19 protein-coding genes are annotated in these 21,996 nt (G+C 71.6%); 9 read left to right on the top strand and 10 right to left on the bottom strand.

Annotated features, from left to right (window positions below):
- Positions 1 to 7: 7 nt before the first annotated feature.
- The 7 genes from L6E17_RS10835 to L6E17_RS10805 form a co-directional block, all read right to left on the bottom strand.
- On the bottom strand, positions 8 to 1,201 hold the full coding sequence (locus L6E17_RS10835; RefSeq protein WP_236240568.1) for an acyltransferase: 1,194 nt from the start codon (positions 1,199 to 1,201) through the stop codon (positions 8 to 10).
- A complete protein-coding gene (locus L6E17_RS10830; protein ID WP_236240567.1) occupies positions 1,198 to 2,232 on the bottom strand; it encodes an alpha/beta hydrolase in 1,035 nt (344 codons plus the stop codon). Before L6E17_RS10830 ends, L6E17_RS10835 begins: the two co-directional genes overlap by 4 nt.
- A 154-nt stretch (positions 2,233 to 2,386) precedes the next feature.
- On the bottom strand, positions 2,387 to 3,067 hold the full coding sequence (locus L6E17_RS10825; protein WP_236240566.1) for a response regulator transcription factor: 681 nt from the start codon (positions 3,065 to 3,067) through the stop codon (positions 2,387 to 2,389).
- A 19-nt stretch (positions 3,068 to 3,086) separates the two neighbouring features.
- Positions 3,087 to 4,448, bottom strand: coding sequence for a sensor histidine kinase (locus L6E17_RS10820; RefSeq protein ID WP_236240565.1), 1,362 nt, complete (start codon positions 4,446 to 4,448; stop codon positions 3,087 to 3,089).
- A gap of 254 nt (positions 4,449 to 4,702) precedes the next feature.
- On the bottom strand, positions 4,703 to 5,569 hold the full coding sequence (locus L6E17_RS10815; protein WP_236240564.1) for a DUF4429 domain-containing protein: 867 nt from the start codon (positions 5,567 to 5,569) through the stop codon (positions 4,703 to 4,705).
- Between the two features lie 76 nt (positions 5,570 to 5,645).
- Complete coding sequence (locus L6E17_RS10810; protein ID WP_236240563.1) at positions 5,646 to 6,878, bottom strand: alpha/beta hydrolase; 1,233 nt, start codon at positions 6,876 to 6,878, stop codon at positions 5,646 to 5,648.
- 140 nt (positions 6,879 to 7,018) lie between these two features.
- Complete coding sequence (locus L6E17_RS10805) at positions 7,019 to 7,711, bottom strand: TetR/AcrR family transcriptional regulator (RefSeq protein ID WP_236240562.1); 693 nt, start codon at positions 7,709 to 7,711, stop codon at positions 7,019 to 7,021.
- 117 nt (positions 7,712 to 7,828) lie between these two features.
- Here L6E17_RS10805 and L6E17_RS10800 point away from each other — a divergent pair, with 117 nt between their 5' ends.
- Together L6E17_RS10800 and L6E17_RS10795 are read left to right on the top strand one after the other, a co-directional pair.
- Positions 7,829 to 9,436: an MFS transporter gene (locus L6E17_RS10800; protein WP_236240561.1), complete on the top strand. Its 1,608-nt coding sequence runs from the start codon at positions 7,829 to 7,831 to the stop codon at positions 9,434 to 9,436.
- 242 nt (positions 9,437 to 9,678) lie between these two features.
- On the top strand, positions 9,679 to 10,071 hold the full coding sequence (locus tag L6E17_RS10795; protein WP_236240560.1) for a peptidase inhibitor family I36 protein: 393 nt from the start codon (positions 9,679 to 9,681) through the stop codon (positions 10,069 to 10,071).
- Here the strand turns inward: L6E17_RS10795 and L6E17_RS10790 are convergent.
- Together L6E17_RS10790 and aceE are read right to left on the bottom strand one after the other, a co-directional pair.
- Positions 10,052 to 10,888 carry a potassium channel family protein gene (locus tag L6E17_RS10790; protein ID WP_236240559.1) on the bottom strand — a complete coding sequence of 279 codons (837 nt, stop codon included), beginning with the start codon at positions 10,886 to 10,888 and terminating at the stop codon, positions 10,052 to 10,054. The two genes, L6E17_RS10795 and L6E17_RS10790, sit on opposite strands and share 20 nt — an antisense overlap.
- Positions 10,889 to 10,981: 93 nt before the next feature.
- Positions 10,982 to 13,729 (bottom strand): pyruvate dehydrogenase (acetyl-transferring), homodimeric type, encoded by a 2,748-nt coding sequence (aceE, locus tag L6E17_RS10785; RefSeq protein WP_236240558.1) that lies wholly within the window; start codon positions 13,727 to 13,729, stop codon positions 10,982 to 10,984.
- Positions 13,730 to 14,210: 481 nt separating this feature from the next.
- On the opposite strand from aceE, the gene L6E17_RS10780 reads away from it, so the two are divergent.
- From L6E17_RS10780 to L6E17_RS10755, 6 genes are all read left to right on the top strand, one after another.
- Positions 14,211 to 14,642 carry a DUF3052 domain-containing protein gene (locus tag L6E17_RS10780; protein WP_236240557.1) on the top strand — a complete coding sequence of 144 codons (432 nt, stop codon included), beginning with the start codon at positions 14,211 to 14,213 and terminating at the stop codon, positions 14,640 to 14,642.
- 104 nt (positions 14,643 to 14,746) lie between these two features.
- Positions 14,747 to 15,205 (top strand): peroxiredoxin, encoded by a 459-nt coding sequence (locus L6E17_RS10775; RefSeq protein WP_236240556.1) that lies wholly within the window; start codon positions 14,747 to 14,749, stop codon positions 15,203 to 15,205.
- A 163-nt stretch (positions 15,206 to 15,368) separates the two neighbouring features.
- Complete coding sequence (locus L6E17_RS10770; protein ID WP_071271031.1) at positions 15,369 to 15,944, top strand: TerD family protein; 576 nt, start codon at positions 15,369 to 15,371, stop codon at positions 15,942 to 15,944.
- A gap of 221 nt (positions 15,945 to 16,165) precedes the next feature.
- Complete coding sequence (locus tag L6E17_RS10765; RefSeq protein WP_236240880.1) at positions 16,166 to 16,741, top strand: TerD family protein; 576 nt, start codon at positions 16,166 to 16,168, stop codon at positions 16,739 to 16,741.
- A 112-nt stretch (positions 16,742 to 16,853) separates the two neighbouring features.
- Positions 16,854 to 17,999: a DUF475 domain-containing protein gene (locus tag L6E17_RS10760; RefSeq protein ID WP_236240555.1), complete on the top strand. Its 1,146-nt coding sequence runs from the start codon at positions 16,854 to 16,856 to the stop codon at positions 17,997 to 17,999.
- A gap of 230 nt (positions 18,000 to 18,229) precedes the next feature.
- Positions 18,230 to 18,970, top strand: coding sequence for a Tellurium resistance (locus L6E17_RS10755; RefSeq protein ID WP_236240554.1), 741 nt, complete (start codon positions 18,230 to 18,232; stop codon positions 18,968 to 18,970).
- 347 nt (positions 18,971 to 19,317) lie between these two features.
- Here L6E17_RS10755 and L6E17_RS10750 read toward each other — a convergent pair whose 3' ends face one another.
- A complete protein-coding gene (locus tag L6E17_RS10750; protein ID WP_236240553.1) occupies positions 19,318 to 20,376 on the bottom strand; it encodes a TerD family protein in 1,059 nt (352 codons plus the stop codon).
- Between the two features lie 427 nt (positions 20,377 to 20,803).
- On the opposite strand from L6E17_RS10750, the gene L6E17_RS10745 reads away from it, so the two are divergent.
- Positions 20,804 to 21,991, top strand: a complete 1,188-nt coding sequence (locus L6E17_RS10745; RefSeq protein WP_236240552.1) for an HpcH/HpaI aldolase/citrate lyase family protein — start codon at positions 20,804 to 20,806, stop codon at positions 21,989 to 21,991.
- Positions 21,992 to 21,996: the final 5 nt, after the last annotated feature.

The following is a 21,996-nucleotide window of genomic DNA, read 5'->3' as shown; positions in this document are numbered from 1 at the left end:
CCCGCGGTCACGCCAGGCCCAGGGCGAAGACCGCGAACGCGGCCGCCAGGATGCCCGCCACCGCCCGGCGGCTCCTGGTGGCCCCCCGCCAGGGCCCCTCCAACCGCCGGGCCGGCCGGGCTATGAGGACGAGCAGCCCGGCGAACACCGGCAGCCACGCCACGCGCGCCAGCAGCCAGCCCACCGAGTCGGGCGCCGTGGTCAGCCCGGGAACCCCGCCGGCGGTCAGCGACGCGGGCACGGCCGCGGCCAGCATCGCCGTCTGGTGCCAGCACAGCACCGTCATCGCCGACAGGTTCACCACCGCCACCGGCGCCCACAGGACGGGCCTGCGCAGCAGGGCCGCGACGCGGTCGCGCAGCAGGATCGCCGCCCCGCACTGCGCCGCGGCCAGGGCCGGCACCAGCAGCGACGGCGGATGCGAGTTGGTGCGGGCCTCACCGGGGACGCCGACCATCGACGCCGGATAGTGGAACACCGCCAGCAGCACCGCGAACAGCGCAGCGCCCCCCGCCAGCAGCGCCCACGCACCCCGTCGGCCGAGCCGCCGCACGGCCCACGCCGCGCCCAGCTGGTACGCGAACAACCAGCCAGGCAGCAGGTTCAGCGCGCCCACCCAGTCCGGCACGGCCGCCGAGTACGGCCCGTAGCGCAGGAAGTCGACCACCGCGACGCAGCCCGGCAGCGGCACCGCGGCCCAGACCCCTGCGGCTTCCGCCGCGCGCACGCAGTACGGGGTGAGTGCCGTCACCACCACGTAGACCCCGACGAACCACAGCGGCTGGACGACGAGCGTCGCCGCCGTGCGCAGCGTGTCCCCCGGCACGCCGACCGCGAAGCCCGCGGCTATGAGTGCGGCCCACACCGCCGTGACCCCCAGGACTGGCCGGCCGAGCCGGACCACCCTGCCGCGCAGCCACCGCCCGGTGCTGCCGGTACGGCGCCGGTAGGAGAGAGCCGACGCGTATCCGCCGACGAGGAAGAAGATCCCGAGCATTTGCAGCACCCAGCTGGCCGGCGCCAGGTACGCCAGTGTCGACAAGGGGCTCGCGTTGTGCAGGGCGCCCTGCTCGTCCAGCGTGAATCCGCCGATCAGCCAGTGCCCGACCGGAACTGCCAGCAGGGCCAGAGCCCTCAGCCCGTCCACGGCCCGGTCCCGGTGCTCCGGGGTCGCCCGCTCGATCCGCTCCACGAGGCTCATGCCGCACCGCCCGATTCCGCGATCGAGGCGAACGTGCGCAGCGATGCCGTGCCCGGGGCGAAGTAGCCGGAGTGGCCCCGGGCGTCGCGCGCCGGGACGTACCGGGCGCCGAACTCCTCCGATGCCGGGTCGGTGCCGTGCCCGAGCCCGAGGAACCGTATGTGCGGCACCTTCCCGATCCAGTCGCTCGGGTCCTTCGCCGCCCACACCCGTGCGGACGTACCCAGCTCCGCGGCGTTGTCGGCGCGCATGCCGGGAGATCCGAACACCACGAGGTCCTTCGCCTTCAGCCGCGCCGCCGCGAGCCCGCACACCACGGAGCCGTAGCTGTGGCAGAACACCGACGGCGTGACGACCCCCTCCGCGGCGAGCCCGTCGGCGAACCGCACGAGCCGGTCCGCCCCCGCCTCGGCCAGACCACCCGTCGCCGCGTCCAGCCCCACCCCCACGGGCGTCGTGTACCCGGCCCAGGCGATGACCGCCGTGCGCCCTCCGGTCGCGGCACGCAGCTGCCGCGCCATACCCGCCGGCGTGCCGTAGGGATTGCGGGGGTTGTCGTAGGAACCGGCGTCGATGTCGGAGCCGGGCACCACGACGGCCACCCGCCCACTGCGCTCCGGGTCCCCGAACACCTCCGCCACCAGGCCCCGCCCTCGGGGGTCGAACGCCAGCAGCCGGCGCCCTGCCAGATGCGCGAACCGGCCGTCGCGGCGCACCGACAGGGCGTTCGCCTCATACCGCAGGGTGAGCGGTACGCCGTCCAGGTTGCCGACCACCCCCGGGTGCCGCCGCAGCAGCGCCCGCTGGCGGGTGGCGGACAGGCCCTGGAAGAACGCCGAGACGTCCGACGGCGAGGCCGACTCCGGGTCCGGCAGCACCAGGCCCAGCGACCGGTCCGCCCGCCACGCCGCGCTGCCCGGCGGAGCATCCGTCATCGGCTGCTGCGCCGTCCCGGAAGCCCACCCCTCGGTGCCGGCCACCACCGCCGCCGCCAGCGCGGCGGCCCCCAGAGTCCTCCTGTAGCGGCGCATGGCGCCCCCCGTTCCTGCCCTCGTCCGGTGTGACGTGGAGGAAGGTAAGGAGCCGGGACCTGAGTGATCGTCACCCTACGGAGCCAACTGCGCGGTGATACCGGGGTAGGGGGTGGGTGAGGCCTTTGGTCCTTCGCGCCGTTCGGCGGCCGGGTCAGGCGGGCTCGCCGGGAGTCACGAGCCCGGACTCGTACGCGAACACCACCGCCTGTGCCCGGTCCCGCAGCCCCAGCTTGGCCAGTACCCGGCCGATGTGGGTCTTCACCGTCTGCTCGGCCAGCACCAGCCGCTCGGCGATCTCCTGGTTCGACAGGCCCCGCGCGACCAGCTCCAGTACCTCGGTCTCACGGGGCGTCAGCCCGTTCAGCCGTACGGACCGCGCACGACGGGAGGCAGGGCGCTGCGCCGCGAAGTCCTCGATCAGGCGCCGTGTCACCGAGGGGGCGAGCAGGGCCTCACCTCCCGCCACCACCCGCACCGCGGAGATCAGGTCGGCCGGCGGCGCGTCCTTCAGCAGGAACCCGGACGCCCCGGCGCGCAGGGCCTCGTACACGTAGTCGTCGACGTCGAACGTGGTCAGCATCAGGACCTTCGGCCGGTGCGTCACGCCCGGCGGCGGATTCAGCAGCTCCCGCGCTGCTGCCAGCCCGTCCATCTCCGGCATGCGCACGTCCATCAGCACCACGTCAGGATGCGCGGACCGGCCGGCTTCGACCCCGGCCCGGCCGTCCGCGGCCTCCCCGACCACGTCGATATCGGACTGGGCGGACAGCAGCGCGGCGAACCCCGCCCGCACCATGGCCTGGTCGTCGACGATGATCACGCGGATGGTCACGGGGCTTCCTCCGTACGGTTCAGGGCAGATGCGGGAACAGCGGAAGTCGCGCTGCCACCCGGAACCCTCCGTCCGGCAGCGGTCCGGTGTCGAGACTGCCGCCGATCAACCGTACGCGCTCCCGCATCCCCACCAGGCCGTGCCCGGTCCCGGAGGTCTCCAGTGGTGAACCCCGCTCAGCGGGCGCCCCGTTGACGACCAGGACGATCAGCCATTCCAGGTTGGGCGAGCGGGACACCGACACCCGCGTCCGCGCACCCGGCGCGTGCCGCACCACGTTGGCCAGCGCCTCCTGCACGATCCGGTACGCGGACAGGTCCACCGCCTGCGGTACGTGGCCCAGCTCCGCCGCGAGCCGCAGTTCGACCGGCACCCCGGCCCGTATGGTCGCCTCCACCAACTGCTGCACCCGGTCGATGCCCGGCTGCGGGGCCCGCTCTCCCTCCGCGTTCTCACTGCGCAGCACCGCGAGCAGCCGGCGCATCTCGGTGAGCGACTCGCGGGCGGACGCGGCGATCGCCGAGAACTCCTCTGAGGCGGCGGGCGGAAGGCCCTCGATCCTGTACGGCGCGGAATCGGCCTGCACCGTGATCACCGACATGTGGTGGGCCACCACGTCGTGCAGTTCCCGCGCGATCCGGGCGCGCTCCTCCAGCAGCGTTCTGCGGGCCCGCTCGGCCTCACTGATCGTCTCCTGCTCCACCAGCCGCCGCTGGGCGTCGCCGTGCTCCCGCAGCATGCCGGTGACGAGCAGGACGACACCGCTCAGTACGAACATCACCAAGTGGGTGCCCTGCCCTGTCGACGGGGGCGCCAACTGGAACGCGAACCCTGCCGCGCCGGTCACCAGCCAGACGCAGAGCAGTGTCCGCCGCTGCTCGCGCAGCCCCACGGCCAGCATCAGCCCGGCGTAGCCGATCACCACCATGGGCGTCCACGGCCACGGAAGGTCGTGGACGTTCCGGGCGTCCATCATCGCCAGCGCACCGAGGACATCGGCGGCGAACACGATCCACCACGCCTGCAGCGGCCGCGACACGGCCATCAGCAGCGGAGCCGTCTGCGCGGTGGCCAGCACCCCGGCGACGGCGCCGTTCACCCCGTAGGTGTGGATGAGGACGACGACGGTGACCGGAAGCAGCGAGGCGACCAGCGCGAGTGCCACGGCGTAGGGCAGCAGCCGCATCCAGCGGGAGCCCGCCTGTCCGAGCAGCGCCGTCCCCGGTTCCGTCGGCGTCGACAGGGCCGCGCCCAGTGAGTTCAGCCCCTGCCGGGCCGAGCGGAGCAGCCCCCGCGCCAGGCCGCCGGCGGCACGGGGGCCGCCCGGCTTGCCCTGGGGATCGGGCGCTGGGCTGCTCGGGGGTGCGGGGAGGCTGCTCATGGTCCCGTCAGCGTAGGCGCGCGGACGACGGCGCCGCGTCATACCGGGGAGCCAGTTCGCCACCCCATACCCCGGTATGACATGCGTGGCGGCCGTACCGTGCGGCCTGTGCCGCCTCGTCCGCCCCGCGGGCGGTGCCGCGCACGTCGGACAGGCGGGCGCCGCGGTGTCCGGACGGCGGGACCGGACGTCGCCGTACCGTCCGGTCCGGCCCGCTCACCGACGCGGAGGCCCCCGTACGGTCCGGTGCCGGCCTACAGCTCCGCGAGCAGCTCCGCCTTCTTCGAGGCGAACTCCTCGTCGGTCACGAGACCCGCCTGGTGCAGGTCACCGAGGTGCCGGATCCGGTCCGCGATGTCCGCGGGGTCCCGGCGCCCCGCGGCCACCCGCGCCGGCACGGGCACCGGTACCGCCGCGCCCGGCCTGCGGGCCGCCTCCAGCACCGCCGCCGCGAAGGGCAGCGACTCGTGTACCGGGCCGTAGCCGCGGCCGAACACGACCGCGGCCGGGTCCTGGTCGGGCTGCGTACCGCCTTCCTCGCGGCCCCGCAGCAGCAGCCGGAGGTGGCCGTCCGCGATGTCCGGCGACCGCCACTCCACCCCGCTCAGCTCGCTCACCGCGAAGCTCTGGTCACCCGCCTTCCACTTCGCGGACGACGCGCCCGTCCAGAACCAGCGGAACGAGACGGTCCTGCCGTCGAACGACGCCTTTCCGTCATACGCCTTGAACTGCACCGGCGCTTCGGGCGCGGGGACCATGAACCGCTCGGCGCGCTCGGCGCGGTCGGGCCCCAGCCGGGCCCGCAGCTCGTCGGCGTAGTGCTCGGCGAGGGGCTCCAGGTCCGCGGGCAGCACCAGGCGGTACGGGTCGCAGCCTTCCTTCAGCTGGCCCGCGGCAGCGTCCATCAGCGGGTCGGCACCCGCGCGCGGTACCGCGTGCAGTACCACGGTGTCCCGCTTGCCAGGGGAGAGGACGACCGACGCCAGGGCTTCGTGGGGGATGCGTCTCTCGCGCAGCGCCTGGTACAGCTTCGGCGCGCGGATCCCCCGTTCGAAGCGGATGAGCACGGCGTCGGGTTCGAACTCCCAGGTGGCATGAATTCCGGCCAGCACATCACCCATGCGGCTCATCGTATGCGGCGTACGCCCGCGCGTCGCCCCTGCAAGAGGTGCGGGAACGCACTACCCTCACCGCCTTCTACGCGGGTCGGGCCGGTCCGGTACCGGAAATTCCGCTTCTACAGGCGTCGTCGGCGTCCGCGCAGCGCAGGAGGCCGTACGCGCCGACCCCTATTCCGGCGAGGTTGCGCACACTGTCGGTGCCCGGCAGGAAGTAGCCGCCGTGCCCGCCGGCCCCGGAGGCGGAAAGCCGCCGGGCGCCGAACTCGGGGGCGTTCGGATCGGGCCCGTGGCCCAGCCCCCCGACGTCCATGTGGGGAACGCCCGCGATCCAGTCCTCGGGGTCCAGCATGGCCCACACGCGCGCGTGGCCGCGGATGTCGGCCGCGCGCTCGGCCCGCATCCCGGGGCTGCCCGCCACGGCGATGTCGCTGACCCTGGACGGCAGCCGGCGGGCCGCCAGGCCGCACACCACGGAACCGTAGCTGTGGCACAGCCAGGCGACACGCGAATCCCCCGGCAGGCCCTCCGTCATGGCGACGAGCCGTTCGGCACCCACCCGGGCGAGCCGTCCGGTGACCGCGTCCATACCCACACCGGTCGGCGCGGTGTAGTCGGCCCAGGCGATCACGGCGGTGCGCACGCCCGGTGCCGCCGCCCGCTCGGCGGCGTACAGCGACTCCGCCATGCCGACCGGTGCCTCGTACCGCCGCACGGTCCTCTGGAAGGTGATCAGCGTCGTGTCCACGCCCGGGACGATCACCGACACCCGTTCCGCCCTTTCGAGATCGCCGATGACCTCGGCGACCCGGCCGGTACCGGACGGGTCGAAGGCGAGGATCCTGCGATCCTCGCTCATGAGCCCGGAGAACCGGTGGACGCGGTGCGCGGCCTCTTGGCGCCCTTCGGCGGAGAGCCTCCGGTCCTCGACACGCATCCGTTCCGCGGCCAGGGCGCGGCCCAGCGAACGCCGGTTCGCCCGGTATCGCAGACCGAGCGGTGCACCGTTGAGGTTGCCCACGACCAGGGGGTGCCGCCGGGCGAGCCGGTTGCGGTCACCGGGCGCCAGGGCGGCGAAGAACGCCGCGACGGCAGCCGGCGAGGCGTCCGGTCCCGGGAGCGCGCGGCCGCGGACGCGGTCGGCGCGCCAGGCCGCCACAGCCTCGGCCCAGGAACCACCCGGACCGCCGCCGGCCCCGCCAGGGCGGTGCGCCGTGGTCCAGCCGGTCGTCGCGAGGAGGACGAAGACCACCGCGAGGGCGAGCAGGGTGCGCCAGAAGGTGAGCGTGGGGGAGGGGAGGAGGGGAGTCACTACGAGACACCCTAGGAGACGTTCGCAGCGGTCCGGGCTCCGGGTGACGGAGATCACGATTCGCGGCGGCGGTCAGGGGAAGGACCGGGCGGCCAGGGGAAGGAGGGGGCGGTCAGGCGAAGGAGGGGGCGCGCACGCGGTCAGCTGCGTGCCCCGGCGGTGCCCCGCGCTCCCGTGTGCCACTCGGAGGCCAGTGCCGGGCCGAGGTGGTCGAGGTAGTCCTCGGTCAGCGCCCGGATCGCCTCCAGGGAGGTGTCCTCGCGGCGCCCCCACAACTGACCGGTGACGCGCATGACCCCGCTGAAGGCGGCGACCGCGACCCGCGGCCGGGGGTCGCGGTCCACGTCGACGCCCTCCCGCTCCGCGATCAGTCCGGCGACGTTCTCCTCCATCTCGAAGGAGCGGCGCAGATGCACGGCGAGGAGTGCCGGTGTCGACTCGATGACCTGCAGCAGCCGCAGGTAGTCCTCGATCGGCACGAACTGCGTGATGGCTTCGCCGATGGTGTCCCAGGCCGCGAGCACGGAGTTGCGGAGCGCGTCGAAGGGCCCCTCGTCAGCTGGGCGCTCGCGGAGGGCGGCGACGAAGTGCTGCTCCACCATGTGCTGGAGGGCGAAGGCCACCTCCTCCTTGCTGGCGAAGTAGCGGAAGAAGGTGCGCTGCGAGACCTCGACCGCGTCGACGATCTCGTCGATCGTCGTCTCCTCGTACCCCTGCGTCGTGAACAGCTCCACCGCGGTGCGCAGCAGAGCGGCGCGGGTGCGCTGCTTCTTGCGCTCGCGCAGCCCCGCGGTGGACGCCTGCGTGTCGGCGGTCGGCGGCTCAGCCGTCACTTCATGACCCTCGTTTCACCGGATTTCGCCTGCTCAGCCTAGCTGTGAGCGAAGTGACAGTCACCGGCGTGTGAATTGCTTTGTCAATTGTCAGTCGCTGACTCTAGCCTCGTCGGTATGACTGGTCAGACCACCATCGAGAAGGCACCGAACAGTCCGGAACCGGTGCCCGTACCGGCCAAGGGGCTGCGCGGCCACCCTTGGGGCACTCTCCTCGCCGTGGCCGTGGGTGTGATGATGGTCGCGCTCGACGGCACCATCGTCGCCATCGCCAACCCGGCGATCCAGCGTGACCTGGGCGCGTCGCTGGCCGACGTCCAGTGGATCACCAACGGCTATCTGCTCGCCCTCGCCGTCGCGCTCATCACCGCGGGGAAGCTCGGCGACCGCTTCGGCCACCGCCAGACGTTCCTCATAGGCATAGCCGGCTTCGCGGCGGCGTCCGCCGCGATCGGCCTCTCGGACACCATCGCCCTGGTGGTCGCCTTCCGTGTGCTGCAGGGCCTGTTCGGCGCGCTGCTGATGCCCGCGGCACTGGGCCTGCTGCGCGCCACCTTCCCGGCCGAGAAGCTCAACATGGCGATCGGTATCTGGGGCATGGTCATCGGCGCCTCGACGGCCGGCGGCCCGATCGTCGGCGGCCTCCTCGTCGAGCACGTGAGCTGGCAGTCCGTCTTCTTCATCAACGTGCCCGTCGGTGTGCTGGCGCTGGTCATGGGCCTGCTCATCCTGAAGGACCACCGGGCGCAGAACGCTCCGCGCTCCTTCGACCTGGTCGGCATCCTGCTGCTGTCCGCCGCGATGGGGTCCCTTATCTGGGGCATCATCAAGGCCGGTGAGAGCTGGGGCTGGGACAGCCTCACCACGTGGGCCTTCCTGCTCGGCGCCCTCGTCCTCTTCGCGCTCTTCGCGCTCTGGCAGACGCGGGTGCGGGAGCCGCTCGTCCCGCTGGGCCTGTTCCGTTCCGTCCCGCTCTCCGCGGGCGTGGTGCTCATGGTCCTCATGGCGTTCGCCTTCATGGGCGGCCTCTTCTTCGTGACGTTCTACCTTCAGGGCGTCAAGGGCCTGAGCCCGGTCGACAGCGGCCTGCGGCTGCTGCCGCTGACGGCCATGATGATCGTGTCCTCTCCGCTGGCCGGTGCCCTGATCACCAGGTTCGGGCCCCGTATCCCGCTGGTCGGCGGCATGGTGTGCACCGCCGCGGCCATGTTCGGCATGCTCACCCTCACGCCGGAGACCGGCACGCTGGCGACGTCGCTGTGGTTCGCCCTGCTGGGTCTGGGGCTCGCCCCGGTGATGGTGGGTGCCACCGAGGTCATCGTCGGCAACGCGCCGCTGGAGCTCTCCGGCGTGGCGGGCGGCCTGCAGCAGGCGGCCATGCAGGTCGGCGGCGCGCTGGGCACCGCCGTCCTGGGCGCCGTGATGTCCTCCAAGGTCAACGCCGAGTTCGGCGGCAACTGGCAGGCGGCGGGCATCCCCGTTCCGCCGGACCCCCGGCTGGAGCAGGCGGCCGAGTTCGGCGTCGTCCCGGACGAACTGGCGCAGGCCCCCGGGATGACGCCGGACGTCCTGGCCGCCATCACCAAGGTCATCCACGACACGTTCATGTCCGGCATGGGCCTGGCCTTCGCGGTCGCCGGCGGCGTCGCGGTCGTGGCCGCCCTCGTCGCTACCCTCACGAAGGCCGGAGCCAACGCGGGGGCGGGCGGCGGGGTCCACATCTGAACCACTGCCCCGACGCACCGCGTACCCGGCGGCCCGCGGGCCCGGCACGCCACACGTGCCGGGCCCGCGGCGCACCGGCCCCCTTCACCCGTACGAGTGGATCCCCGGCTGCCCCCTTCCCTCGCTCCATCACAGAGCGTCAAGCTATGGGAAGACTTCCAGTACGGAGAGTTACACACACGGGGGGTTCCACCACCATGCGCTCAACCACCATGTGCTCGACCGCGATGCGATCCGCCGCGATGCGATCATCCACGATGCGGGCCACCACACGTACGGTCCTCGCCGCAGTCCTCCTCACCGCTGGGGCACTGACCCTCACACCGCCCCCGGCGGGGGCGGCCCAGCCGGCCCTCGGCGCCTGCGGCAGCGGACAGCTCTGCCTCTGGCCCAAGGAGGACTTCAAGGGCAAGCGGCTCACGTACGAACTGGCCGACACCGACATCGACAGCTGCGTCCCGCTCCCCGCCGGCACCAGCGCCGCCGCCGTCGCCAACAGGACCGGCCGGCCCGTCACGACCTACCAGTCAGCGACCTGCGGCGAGACAGGGGAGTTCGAGACCTACCCGGGCGGTGGGACCTGGGTTCCGCACTCGCCGTACCAGGTGCGGGCTTTCAAGATCTGGGAGAACTGACCGCCGCCCCGCTGCCCCGCTCCGCGGCGGATGCGGCCTCCGGCTCCGGCAGCGGAGAACCGGACGGCGCCACGGGCCGGGGCGCGGCGCCCGGTTCCGACGAGAGCCTGGCCACCTCTCCCCGCAGTTCGCGCACCTCGTGGACGAGCGCCTCCAGCAGCGCCGTCCTGTGGCGCTCCTCCATGTCGTCGCGTTCGAAGCGGGCGATGAACCACGCCGCGATGTTCGCGGTGACCACACCGAGCAGTGCGATCCCCGACAGCATCAGGCCCACTGCCAGCAGCCGGCCGAGGCCGGTCGTCGGCGCGTGGTCGCCGTAGCCGACGGTGGTCATGGTCGTGAAGGACCACCAGACCGCGTCACCCAGCGTCTTGATGTTCCCGTCCGGAGCGTCCCGCTCCACCTGGAGCACGGCCAGTGAGCCGAACATCAGCAGCCCCGCCACGGAGCCCACCACATACGTCGTGAGCCTGATCTGCGACGCCATCCGCGCCCGGCGTCCCACGAGCAGCAGCGTCGACACCAGCCGCAGCAGCCGCAACGGCTGGATCAGCGGAAGCATCACAGCGAGGAGGTCGAGCCAGTGCGTCCGAACGAAATGCCACCGCGCGGAGCTCAGCACCAGCCGGATGACGTAGTCGGTGGCGAAGGCACCCCACACCAGCCACTCCACCACGGCGCAGAGCCGGTGCACCCAGGACGCCGCGTCCGTCGCCACGATCGGTACCGAGTACGCCGCGGCGAACGCCAGGGCCAGCCAGAGCAGCGGTCTCTGCGTGCGGGCCTCCCACTGGACCTGCGCAGTCGCTTCCTTCATGCCGCGCATAGTAAAGGGGCGCGGCGAAGTGCCCGGGCGCCCGCCCGCCCGGACTCCCCGCCGCGCCCCGAGACCGCCGCCCCGGCGGACGCGTCAGGCGTCGCCGCCGGCCGGCCCCGGGTCGGCTGCCGTGACGTCGAGCAGCCGGTAGCGGTCCACCGCCTGCTTCAGCACCGGGCGGTCCACCTTGCCCTGCCGCGCCAGCTCCGTGAGCACGGCCAGCACGATCGACTCGGCGTCGATGTGGAAGTAGCGCCGGGCCGCGCCGCGGGTGTCCGCGAACCCGAAGCCGTCCGCGCCGAGGGAGGTGTACGGGCCCGGCACCCAGCGGGAGATCTGGTCGGGAACGGACCGCATCCAGTCGGAGACGGCCACGAACGGGCCCTCGGCCCCCGACAGCTTCCGCGTCACGTACGGAACGCGGGCCTCCTCCTCCGGGTGCAGCAGGTTGTACTCCTCGGCCTGCACCGCGTCGCGGCGCAGCTCGTTCCACGACGTCGCCGACCACACGTCGGCCCGGACGTTCCACTCCTCCGCAAGGATCCGCTGCGCCTCCAGGGCCCACGGCACGGCGACCCCGGAGGCCATGATCTGCGCCGGGATCGCACCCGCCTCGCCCCTGCGGAACCGGTGGATGCCCTTGACGATCCCCTCGACGTCGACGTCGGCGGGCTCCGCCGGGTGCTGGATCGGCTCGTTGTACACAGTCAGGTAGTAGAAGACGTCCTCGCCGTGCGGGTGCTCCTCGGAGGACCCGTACATCCGGCGCAGGCCGTCCTTGACGATGTGCGCGATCTCGAAACCGAACGCCGGGTCGTAGGCGACGCAGGCCGGATTGGTCGACGCCAGGAGCTGCGAGTGCCCGTCGGCGTGCTGCAGCCCCTCACCGGTCAGAGTGGTACGGCCCGCTGTCGCGCCCAGGACGAAACCGCGCGCGAGCTGGTCAGCCATCTGCCAGAACTGGTCGCCGGTGCGCTGGAAACCGAACATCGAGTAGAAGACGTAGACCGGGATCAGAGGCTCGCCGTGCGTGGCGTAGGCGGAGCCGGCCGCGGTCAGCGACGCCGTGCACCCGGCCTCGGAGATGCCGTCGTGCAGCATCTGCCCGGTCGGCGACTCCTTGTACGCCAGCAGCAGCTCGCGGTCCACGGCCTCGTACTGCTGCCCCAGCGGGTTGTAGATCTTGGCGCTCGGGAAGAACGAGTCCATCCCGAAGGTGCGGTACTCATCCGGCGCGATCAGCACGAACCGCTTGCCGATCTCCTTGTCCCGCATCAGGTCCTTCAGCAGCCTGACGAAGGCCATCGTCGTCGCGATCGACTGCTGGCCGGAGCCCTTCTTCACCGCCGCGTACGTCTTGTCGTCCGGCAGCACCAGCGGCTTCGACCGCACGACCCGGGTCGGCACGTACCCGCCCAGCGACGTGCGGCGGTCGTGCATGTACTGGATCTCCTCCGACTCCCTGCCCGGGTGGTAGTACGGCGGAAGGCCGGACTCCAGGGCGCTGTCGGAGATCGGCAGGTGCAGCCGGTCGCGGAACCGCTTGAGGTCGTCGACCGTCAGCTTCTTCATCTGGTGGGTCGCGTTGCGGCCCTCGAAGTTCGGGCCCAGCGTCCAGCCCTTGATGGTCTTGGCGAGGATCACCGTCGGCTGGCCCTTGTGGGCCCGCGCCGCCGCGTACGCGGCATAGATCTTCCGGTGGTCGTGACCGCCGCGGCCCAGGTGCAGGATCTGGTCGTCGGTCATCCCTTCCACCATCGCGCGCAGCCGGTGGTCGCCGCCGAAGAAGTGGTCGCGGATGTAGGCGCCGGTCTCCGTGGCGTACGTCTGGAACTGGCCGTCCGGCGTGGTGTTCATCTTGTTGACCAGGATCCCGTCCCGGTCCTGCGCCAGCAGCGGGTCCCAGGAACGGTCCCAGATCAGCTTGATCACGTTCCAGCCGGCGCCCCGGAAGACCGACTCCAGCTCCTGGATGACCTTGCCGTTGCCGCGCACCGGGCCGTCGAGCCGCTGCAGGTTGCAGTTGACGACGAAGGTCAGGTTGTCCAGACCCTCCCGGGCGGCCAGTGTCAGCTGGCCCAGCGACTCCGGCTCGTCCATCTCGCCGTCGCCGAGGAACGCCCACACATGGGACCGCGAGGTGTCGGCGATGCCGCGGGCCTCCATGTACCGGTTCATCCGGGCCTGGTAGATCGCGCCGATCGGGCCGAGGCCCATGGAGACCGTCGGGAACTCCCAGAAGTCCGGCATCAGCCGCGGATGCGGATACGAGGACAGGCCGTAGGGAGCCTTCGACTTCTCCTGGCGGAAGCCGTCGAGGTGCTGCTCGGACAGCCGGTCGAGGAGGAACGCGCGGGCGTAGATACCCGGCGACGCGTGCCCCTGGAAGAAGATCTGGTCGCCGCCGTCCCCGCCGTCCTTGCCTCGGAAGAAGTGGTTGAAGCCCACGTCGTACAGGGACGCCGAGGACGCGAACGTGGCGATGTGGCCGCCGACGCCGATCCCCGGGCGCTGCGCGCGCGAGACCATGACGGCGGCGTTCCAGCGGGTCGCGTTGAGGATCCTGCGCTCGATCTCCTCGTTGCCGGGGAAGAACGGCTCGTCCTTGGTGGCGATGGTGTTGACGTAGTCCGTGCTGCGCATCTCGGGCACGGCCACGCGCTTCTCGCGGGCCCGCTCGATCAGGCGGAGCATGAGGTAGCGGGCGCGCTCGCGGCCCCGCTCGTCGACTGCGGCGTCGAGGGAGTCGAGCCACTCGCCGGTCTCCTCGGGATCGAAGTCCGGGACCTGGCTGGGAAGGCCGCCAATGATGATCGGGTTGCGATCGGATCCGGAAGCCACGCTGTTCCTTCGCTGCTCGGGTGCCTACGGGGATCGTGGTCCCGGGATGGGCCGGGACGGACGGGGTACGCGGGTGAGGGGTGGGGCGGAGTGTCGGCTTTGCGATCGGTCGCCACCATCGTCTACCCCCGGCGCCCGTACGTCATCTCTACTGATGGGTAACCCGCGGCATACGACCTGGCACGACGGGCCGGAAGGGGTCCTGGAGGCGCGGCGCGGGCGGTACGCGGGAACCCGGACGCGCCACCCGGAGAGCAACGGCCCTACAACGCCCTAAAGTGGGTCAAGAGGTGTGGTGCATGTCACGAGCGCGGAGGGTCGGCTGCTGTGTCTTGCGGCAGGACGGCCCCAAAAGTCACCGTTTCGGCGGTCTACGTCGCCGGGTACTTGCGCGATCCGCCCAGCACGTGTGGACTACGCCCCATGCCACGCGTACGCGCGCGGCTGGATTACTTTCCCATTCATGATCAGGAGGCAAGCCGTGAGCGCGACCGCGGACCACGCGGAGACAAACCTGGCCGTAAGGCTGGGTTTCCAGCCCGACCAGGTGGTCCAGGAGATCGGCTACGACGAGGACGTCGACCAGGAGCTCCGCGAGGCCATCGAAGCGGCTACCGGCACAGAGCTCGTCGACGAGGACTACGACGACGTGGCTGACGCCGTGGTGCTCTGGTTCCGCGAGGACGACGGGGACCTCACCGACGCGCTGGTGGACGCCATCGCGTACATGGAGGAGGGCGGCAGCATCCTGCTGCTCACCCCGAAGACCGGCCGCGACGGGTACGTCGAGCCGAGCGACATCGGTGAGGCCGCCACCACCGCCGGCCTGTCCCAGACCAAGAGCATCAGCGCGGGCAAGGACTGGGTCGGCAGCCGCCTGATCACCCCCAAGGCGGCAGCCAAGAAGCGCTGACCGCCGCATCCTCGAGTCGAGAGGCCCCCGCCGAGTACATCAGCGGGGGCCTGGTGCGTAGGGTGGACCCCACGTGTCAGTCCACTGAAAGGGATGCGTGAGCCATGGCGATCGAGGTCGGCACGAAGGCCCCGGACTTCGAACTGAAGGACAACCACGGGCGCACCGTGCGGCTCGGCGACTACCGCGGTGAGAAGAACGTCGTCCTGATCTTCTACCCCTTCGCCTTCACCGGTGTCTGCACCGGCGAGCTGTGCGCCCTGCGCGACCAGCTGCCGCGGTTCGTCAACGAGGACACCCAGCTCCTCGCCGTGTCCGCCGACTCCATCCACAGCCTCCGCGTCTTCGCCGAGGAGCAGGGCCTGGAGTACCCGCTGCTGTCCGACTTCTGGCCGCACGGCGACGTCTCCCGCGCCTACGGCGTGTTCGACGAGGACAAGGGCTGCGCCGTCCGCGGCACCTTCATCATCGACAAGGACGGCGTCGTCCGGTGGAGCGTCGTCAACGCGCTGCCCGACGCCCGCGACCTCAACGAGTACGTCAAGGCCCTCGAAGCCCTCTGAAACGGCCCGCCGCCGCAGGCCCGCCCGACCCCGCGGAGCCGACACCCCGGCTTTTGCCGGTCAAGAGCCTGCCGGCTGCGGGAACCCGTCACTAGGATCCATTCGTTGATCCGATGCCAACGCACGACGGGGGCGCTGCCCCTGGAAACCAATGGAGGGACTCGTGGGAGTCAGCCTCAGCAAGGGCGGCAACGTCTCGCTGACCAAGGCCGCGCCCAACCTGACCGCCGTCACCGTCGGTCTCGGCTGGGACGTCCGCACCACCACCGGTACGGACTTCGACCTGGACGCCAGCGCCCTGCTGCTCAACGCCCAGGGCAAGGTGGCCGTCGACGGCAACTTCGTCTTCTTCAACAACCTGAAGAGCGCCGACGGCTCGGTGGAGCACACCGGGGACAACCTCACCGGTGAGGGCGAGGGCGACGACGAGCAGATCAAGGTCAGCCTCGCCACCGTCCCGGCCGACGTCGACAAGATCGTCTTCCCGGTCTCGATCTACGACGCAGAGACCCGCCAGCAGTCCTTCGGCCAGGTCCGCAACGCGTTCATCCGCGTCGTGAACCAGGCCAACAACGAGGAGCTGGCGCGCTACGACCTCAGCGAGGACGCCTCGACGGAGACCGCGATGGTCTTCGGCGAGCTGTACCGCCACGGCGCGGAGTGGAAGTTCCGCGCCATCGGCCAGGGCTACGCGTCCGGCCTGCGCGGCATCGCGCAGGACTTCGGCGTCAACGTCTGAGCCGACGTGCTCACCGTCCGGCGCCGCACACCGCGCGGCGCCGGACGAGGCTCTCTCCCCGCCGGCAGTGCAAGAGCGCCGGCAGCGGGGCACGATGAGGGCGAACACCACGCGACGCACCGCACGGGGGGCACCGTACGGGCAACGGGTGCACGCACGCCTTGCGCGCCGGCGTCACATGGATGTACGACATGCAACACGTCATCGGGGAGGAACATCTCATGGGCGTCACGCTCGCCAAGGGAGGCAATGTCTCCCTCTCCAAGGTCGCACCCGATCTGACCCAGGTCATGGTCGGACTCGGCTGGGACGCGCGCTCCACGACCGGAGCGCCCTTCGACCTCGACGCCAGCGCTCTCCTCTGCCAGGCAGGCAGGATCCTCGGCGACGAGTGGTTCGTCTTCTACAACAACCTTGTCAGCCCCGACGGCTCCGTCCAGCACACCGGGGACAACCTCACGGGTGAGGGCGACGGCGACGACGAGTCGCTGATCGTCGACCTCGGCAAGGTCCCGGCCCACTGCGACAAGATCATCTTCCCGGTCTCCATCCACGAGGCCGACAACAGGGGGCAGACGTTCGGGCAGGTCAGCAACGCGTTCATCCGCGTCGTGAACCAGGCCGACGGCCAGGAGCTGGCCCGCTACGACCTCACCGAGGACGCCTCCACGGAGACCGCGATGATCTTCGGTGAGCTCTACCGCTACGGCGGCGAATGGAAGTTCCGGGCGGTGGGCCAGGGATACGCCTCCGGGCTCCGCGGCATCGCCCTGGACTTCGGGGTCAATGTCGGGTAAAGCCAGTTTCAGGGTTCGGTCACGGCCCGGCGAACTCTGCGCGGAGGAGCCCGGTCCAGGGCCCCTCCGCGGAGTCATGTCCGGGAGGACCCCCAACACGATTGGGTAGCCAGTGGTTCTGAAAACCTTCGGGTGGTCGTTCGCCGTCACGGTGGGCGGCCTTGCCTTCGCCGCCTGGGCGTGGGGTTGGGAGGCGTTCGGGATCGTCCTGATCCTGTCCATCCTCGAGATCTCCCTCTCCTTCGACAACGCGGTCGTCAACGCCGGAATCCTCAAGAAGATGAACGCCTTCTGGCAGCGCATCTTCCTGACCATCGGCATTCTGATCGCGGTCTTCGGCATGCGGCTGGTCTTCCCCGTCGTGATCGTCGCCGTCAGCGCGGGCGTCGGCCCGATCGAAGCCGTCCAACTGGCACTGGACAAGCCCGAGCAGTACGAGGATCTCGTCACCGACGCGCACGCGGCCATCGCGGCGTTCGGCGGCATGTTCCTCCTCATGATCTTCCTCGACTTCATCTTCGAGGAGCGCGAGTTCACCTGGCTGACCTGGCTGGAGCGCCCGCTGGCGAAGCTGGGCAAGGTCGACATGCTGTCGGTCTGCATCGCCCTGATCGTCCTGCTGGGCAGCGCGCTCACCTTCGCGACGCACGCCCACACCAGCACCGGCGCCGTGGACAAGTCGGCCACGGTCCTGCTGTCGGGCGTCGCGGGCCTGGTCACGTACCTGATCGTCGGCGGCCTCTCCGGCTTCTTCGAGAACAAGCTGGAGGAGGAAGAGGAGCGCGAGCACGACAAGGAGGAGCAGGCGCAGCGCGAGGGGAAGCCGGTCTCCGCGGTCGGCCTCGCCGGCAAGGCCGCCTTCTTCCTGTTCCTCTACCTGGAAGTCCTGGACGCCTCGTTCTCCTTCGACGGCGTCATCGGCGCCTTCGCCATCACCAACCACATCTTCTGGATGGCGCTCGGCCTCGGTATCGGCGCCATGTACGTCCGCTCGCTCACGGTCTACCTGGTCCGCCAGGGCACCCTCGACGAGTACGTGTACCTGGAGCACGGCGCGCACTACGCGATCGGCGCGCTCGCCGCGATCCTGCTGGTCACCATCCAGTACGAGGTCAACGAGATCATCACCGGCCTCCTGGGCGTCTTCCTCATCGGGGCGTCGTTCCTGTCCTCGGTCCGCCGCAACAGGTCGCTCGCCCTGGCCGAGCGGAAGGCCGAGGGCCCCGAGGACAAGGCCAAGGTCTCCTCCGTGGTCTGAGGCCGCCGACACGGTCCCGCCGGATGTGACGACCGCTGCACCACGCCGGGGTGTGACCACTCCGGCCACCACGCCGGGGTGTGACCACTCCGGCCACCACGCCGGGGTGTGACCACTCCGGCCACCAGGTCGGGGTGTGACCACTCCGGCAATGCGGAACGCTTCTGGGCGGGGCGGCCGGGTGCTCCCGGTCGCCCCGCGGCGTATCCGCTACGGCATGGGGGTGGAACATGGGATTTCTGGACGGTCTCCGACCGAGCCGGGCCGCGCAGTTCGACATGGCCGGCGCGGCGAGCAACACGATCGGCCTCACGAGCCGGCGGCCGACGGTCTCACTGACCAAACAGGGTGCCGCGACCGGCAACCTCCGCGTCAACCTGTCCTGGAAGATGCGGACATCCGACCTGGGAGGCAGGTCCCGGCAGAGCGGCCGCCTGCTGCGGCACCCCCTCAAACTGTTCCAGCCGGAGCCCATCCAGGCGCACACGCAGGCCATGGCGACCGTGGACCTCGACATCGGGTGCCTGTACGAACTCGCCGACGGCAGCAAGGGCGTCGTCCAGCCCCTGGGCGGCTTCTTCGGCGACCTGAACGACCCCCCGTACGTCAAGCTCACCGGCGACGACCGGTTCGGATCGGGGTCCGGTGAGACGATCTTCGTCAACCTCGACCAGCGCGACGCCATCAAACGCCTGCTGTTCTTCGTCTACATCTACGACCAGACCCCGGCGTTCGACCGCACCCAGGCCACGATGACGCTCTACCCGAGCAGCGGGCCCCGCATCGAGATAGCACTCGACGAGCGCGCCCCCGAGGCCCGCTCCTGCGCGGTGTTTCTGCTGGAGAACGTCAAGGGCGACCTGCTGGTGCGGCGTGAGGTGCAGTTCGTCTACGGCTTCCAGGGCGAGCTGGACCGGATGTACGGGTGGGGCATGCAGTGGGGGAGGGGGTTCAAAGCCACCAAGGCGTGAGCGCGGCGGGGGGTCGGCGCGTCCTCCGGGGGCCGGGTGCGGTGCGGCATCGTCGGTACGGTGCGGGCGCTGCCGGTACGGCGCGGGCGCTGCCGGTACGGGGCGGGCGCCGCCTGTACGGCGCGGCACCGCCTGTACGGGAAAGCCCGGACCCACGAGGAAGCCCGGACCATGGGAAAGCCCGGCCCCATGGGAAGCCCCGGTTCAGGGAAGCCCCTGCACGGCCATGGCAGGGCGGCAGCGCGGTGGTGTGCGTGTCGGCTGCGTGCAGTCCGGCCGCGTGCACGACCGGAGCGCGAGCCCCGGCGGCTCGGGCGCCGGCAAGGGGGCTCACCGTCCCGGCTCGCTCAGGGGCGCAGGAACTGCGGTCCCATGGGCGGCAGCTCGAAGTGCGGGTCCGGCACGGGCGCCCCGGTGACCGGACCCGGCCCCGCCGCCGGCTGCGGGTATCCGTAGCCGGGCTGCGGCGAGCCGTGCGGAGGCGCCGAGGAGGGCTGCGGGTAGCCGTACGCGGGTTGGGCCGCCGCGGCGGCGTGGGGGTAGCCGTACGCGGGCGGCGCCGTCGGCATGGGGGGAACGTCCGGCAGCGGGACGGCCGGCGCCGGCGGGCGGGGCGGAAGGGCGGCGGTGGCGTCGTCCGGCGTCGCCGCAGGACCGGCGGCGGCACCACCGGCGGCGCCCCTACCGGCAGCGGACTCGCCGTCGTCGCCGGTGCCGGCGGCAGGGGAGTCGGTGCCCGCCCCGCCCGAGTCCGGGAGGTCCGCGGCGCCTTCGTCACCCGCAGCGGCCGGGGACGGGTTTGTGGAGGCGGCCGCGGTGTCGGCGGCCGCGCCGTCGTCGCCGCTCTCCTCCACGGAGATGCCGAACGCCGTGGCCAGGCCGATCAACCCGCTGGGGTAGCCCTGGCCCACGGCCCTGAACTTCCAGCCCTCGCCCCGGCGGTACAGCTCGCCGCAGATGATGGCCGTCTCCTCGCCGGTCTCCGGCCGCACCTCGAACACCGCGAGCGGCCCCGCGCCCTCGCCGCCGGGCTCGACGGCGGCGTCGAACACCTCGATCCTGAGGTCGGGCACGCGCGCGAAGGTGTCCCCGTCGGAGGAGGCCGCCAGCACGATCTGGTCCACTGACGCGTCCAGACCCGACAGGTCCGCCGCGACCGTGTCGGTCAGGCCGTCCTCCACCCGCTTCTTCGGCAGGTGCCGCACCAGGCCGGACGGGTGGCGCGGCTGGTTGTAGAACACGAAGTCCTCGTCGGAACGCACCCGCCCGTCCGGGCCGAGCAGCAGGGCGGAGGCGTCCACGTCCGGAACCCCCGGGCCGGGTGTCCACCGCAGCACGGCCCGTACGGCCGCGGTGTCGAGCGGGACGTTCGAGCCCTTCAGCATCGTGTGCGTCATGGGCGTCATCCTGCCTGGCCGCCACCCCGGCGGACAACGCGGGGCGGCACCGCGTCCGGTCCGGCTCCCCGCCTGGCCCGGCGCCTCGGCTCCCCGCCGGCCGGCCCCCGGCTCTCCGCTCTGCCCGGCGCCCCGGCTCCCCGCTCTGCCGGCACCCCGGCTCTCCGCCCGACCGCCGCCTGGCCCCGCACGTCGGCTCCCCGCACCGGGTGCAGGAGCCTGCGGCCGCCCCCACCCACTCCGCGGCCCCGGGCCGCTCCCGGTACCGCGCTGCGGCCATACCGCTCCCCGCCTCGTACGTCCGCGCCGGCGACATACGGTGTTCACGTCGTCGGGGAACCGGCGACGCCTCCGCCTACGTACTATTACCGGCCACACGTCATCAGAGCGATCCGGACACCACGACCGGAACGCCACCGCCGTACGGGGACATCACATGCGTCATTTCGGGCATATCTCAGCCGCTGCCCGTGCCGGGCTCTTCCACCAGGAGCCCTGCGTCTTCGACGCCGCCTCCCCGGCGCCGCTGCTGTCGGTGGCCCTCGGGGCGACCCTCTACAGCCCCGCCACCCGCCCCCGCCTGGCCGAGGACATCCTCAAGCAGGTCGCGCGGGGTGTCGTGTCCATGGTCCTGTGCCTGGAGGACTCCATCGGCGACGGCGACGTGGAAGCCGCCGAGGCGAACGTCGTCCACCAGCTCACCGACCTGGCAGCGCACGGCGGGGAACAGCCCCTGATCTTCGTCCGCGTCCGCGACGCCGCACAGATCACCGACCTCAGCCGGCGCCTCGGCCCCGCCGTGCGGCTGCTCTCCGGGTTCGTGCTGCCCAAGTTCACCGAGAAGCACGGCACGCCCTTCCTGGAGGCCCTCGCCGAGGCGGAGGCGCACCCCGCCACGGCCGACGCGCTCGCCGGGCGGCCCCTCTACGCCATGCCCGTGCTGGAGTCCCCCGAACTCCTGCACCTGGAGTCCCGCGCCGACACCCTCGCCGGAATCGCCCGCTCCGTCGCCGCCCACCGCGACCGGGTCCTCGCGGTCCGCCTCGGCGTCACCGACTTCTGCTCCGCGTACGGGCTGCGCCGCTCACCCGACATGACCGCGTACGACGTGCAGATCGTCGCCCATGTCATCGCGGACGTCGTCAACGTCCTCGGGCGCGCCGACGGCACCGGGTTCACCATCACCGGACCGGTCTGGGAGTACTTCCGCCTCCAGGAGCGCATGTTCAAGCCCATGCTGCGCCGCAGCCCCTTCATGGAGGGCCGGGCCGACGAGCTGCGCACCGCGCTCATCCAGCACGACCTGGACGGGCTGCTGCGCGAGATCGAACTCGACCGCGCCAACGGCCTGCTCGGCAAGACCTGCATCCACCCGTCCCACGTCCAGCCCGTGCACGCGCTCTCCGTGGTCAGCCACGAGGAGTACAGCGACGCACGGGACATACTGCGCCCCGACAGGAACGGCGGCGGAGTCATGCGCTCCGCCTACACGAACAAGATGAACGAGGTGAAGCCGCACCGCGCCTGGGCCGAGCGCACGCTCCGCCGCGCGGAGGTGTTCGGCGTCGCCAAGTCGGACGTGGGGTTCGTCGACCTCCTCGCGGCGGGCCTGGCGGTGCCGTGAGCGAG

This window comes from Streptomyces sp. CC228A, from assembly GCF_021390935.1.
GTDB lineage: Bacteria > Actinomycetota > Actinomycetes > Streptomycetales > Streptomycetaceae > Streptomyces.
This window is presented reverse-complemented; position numbering and strand designations above follow the sequence as displayed.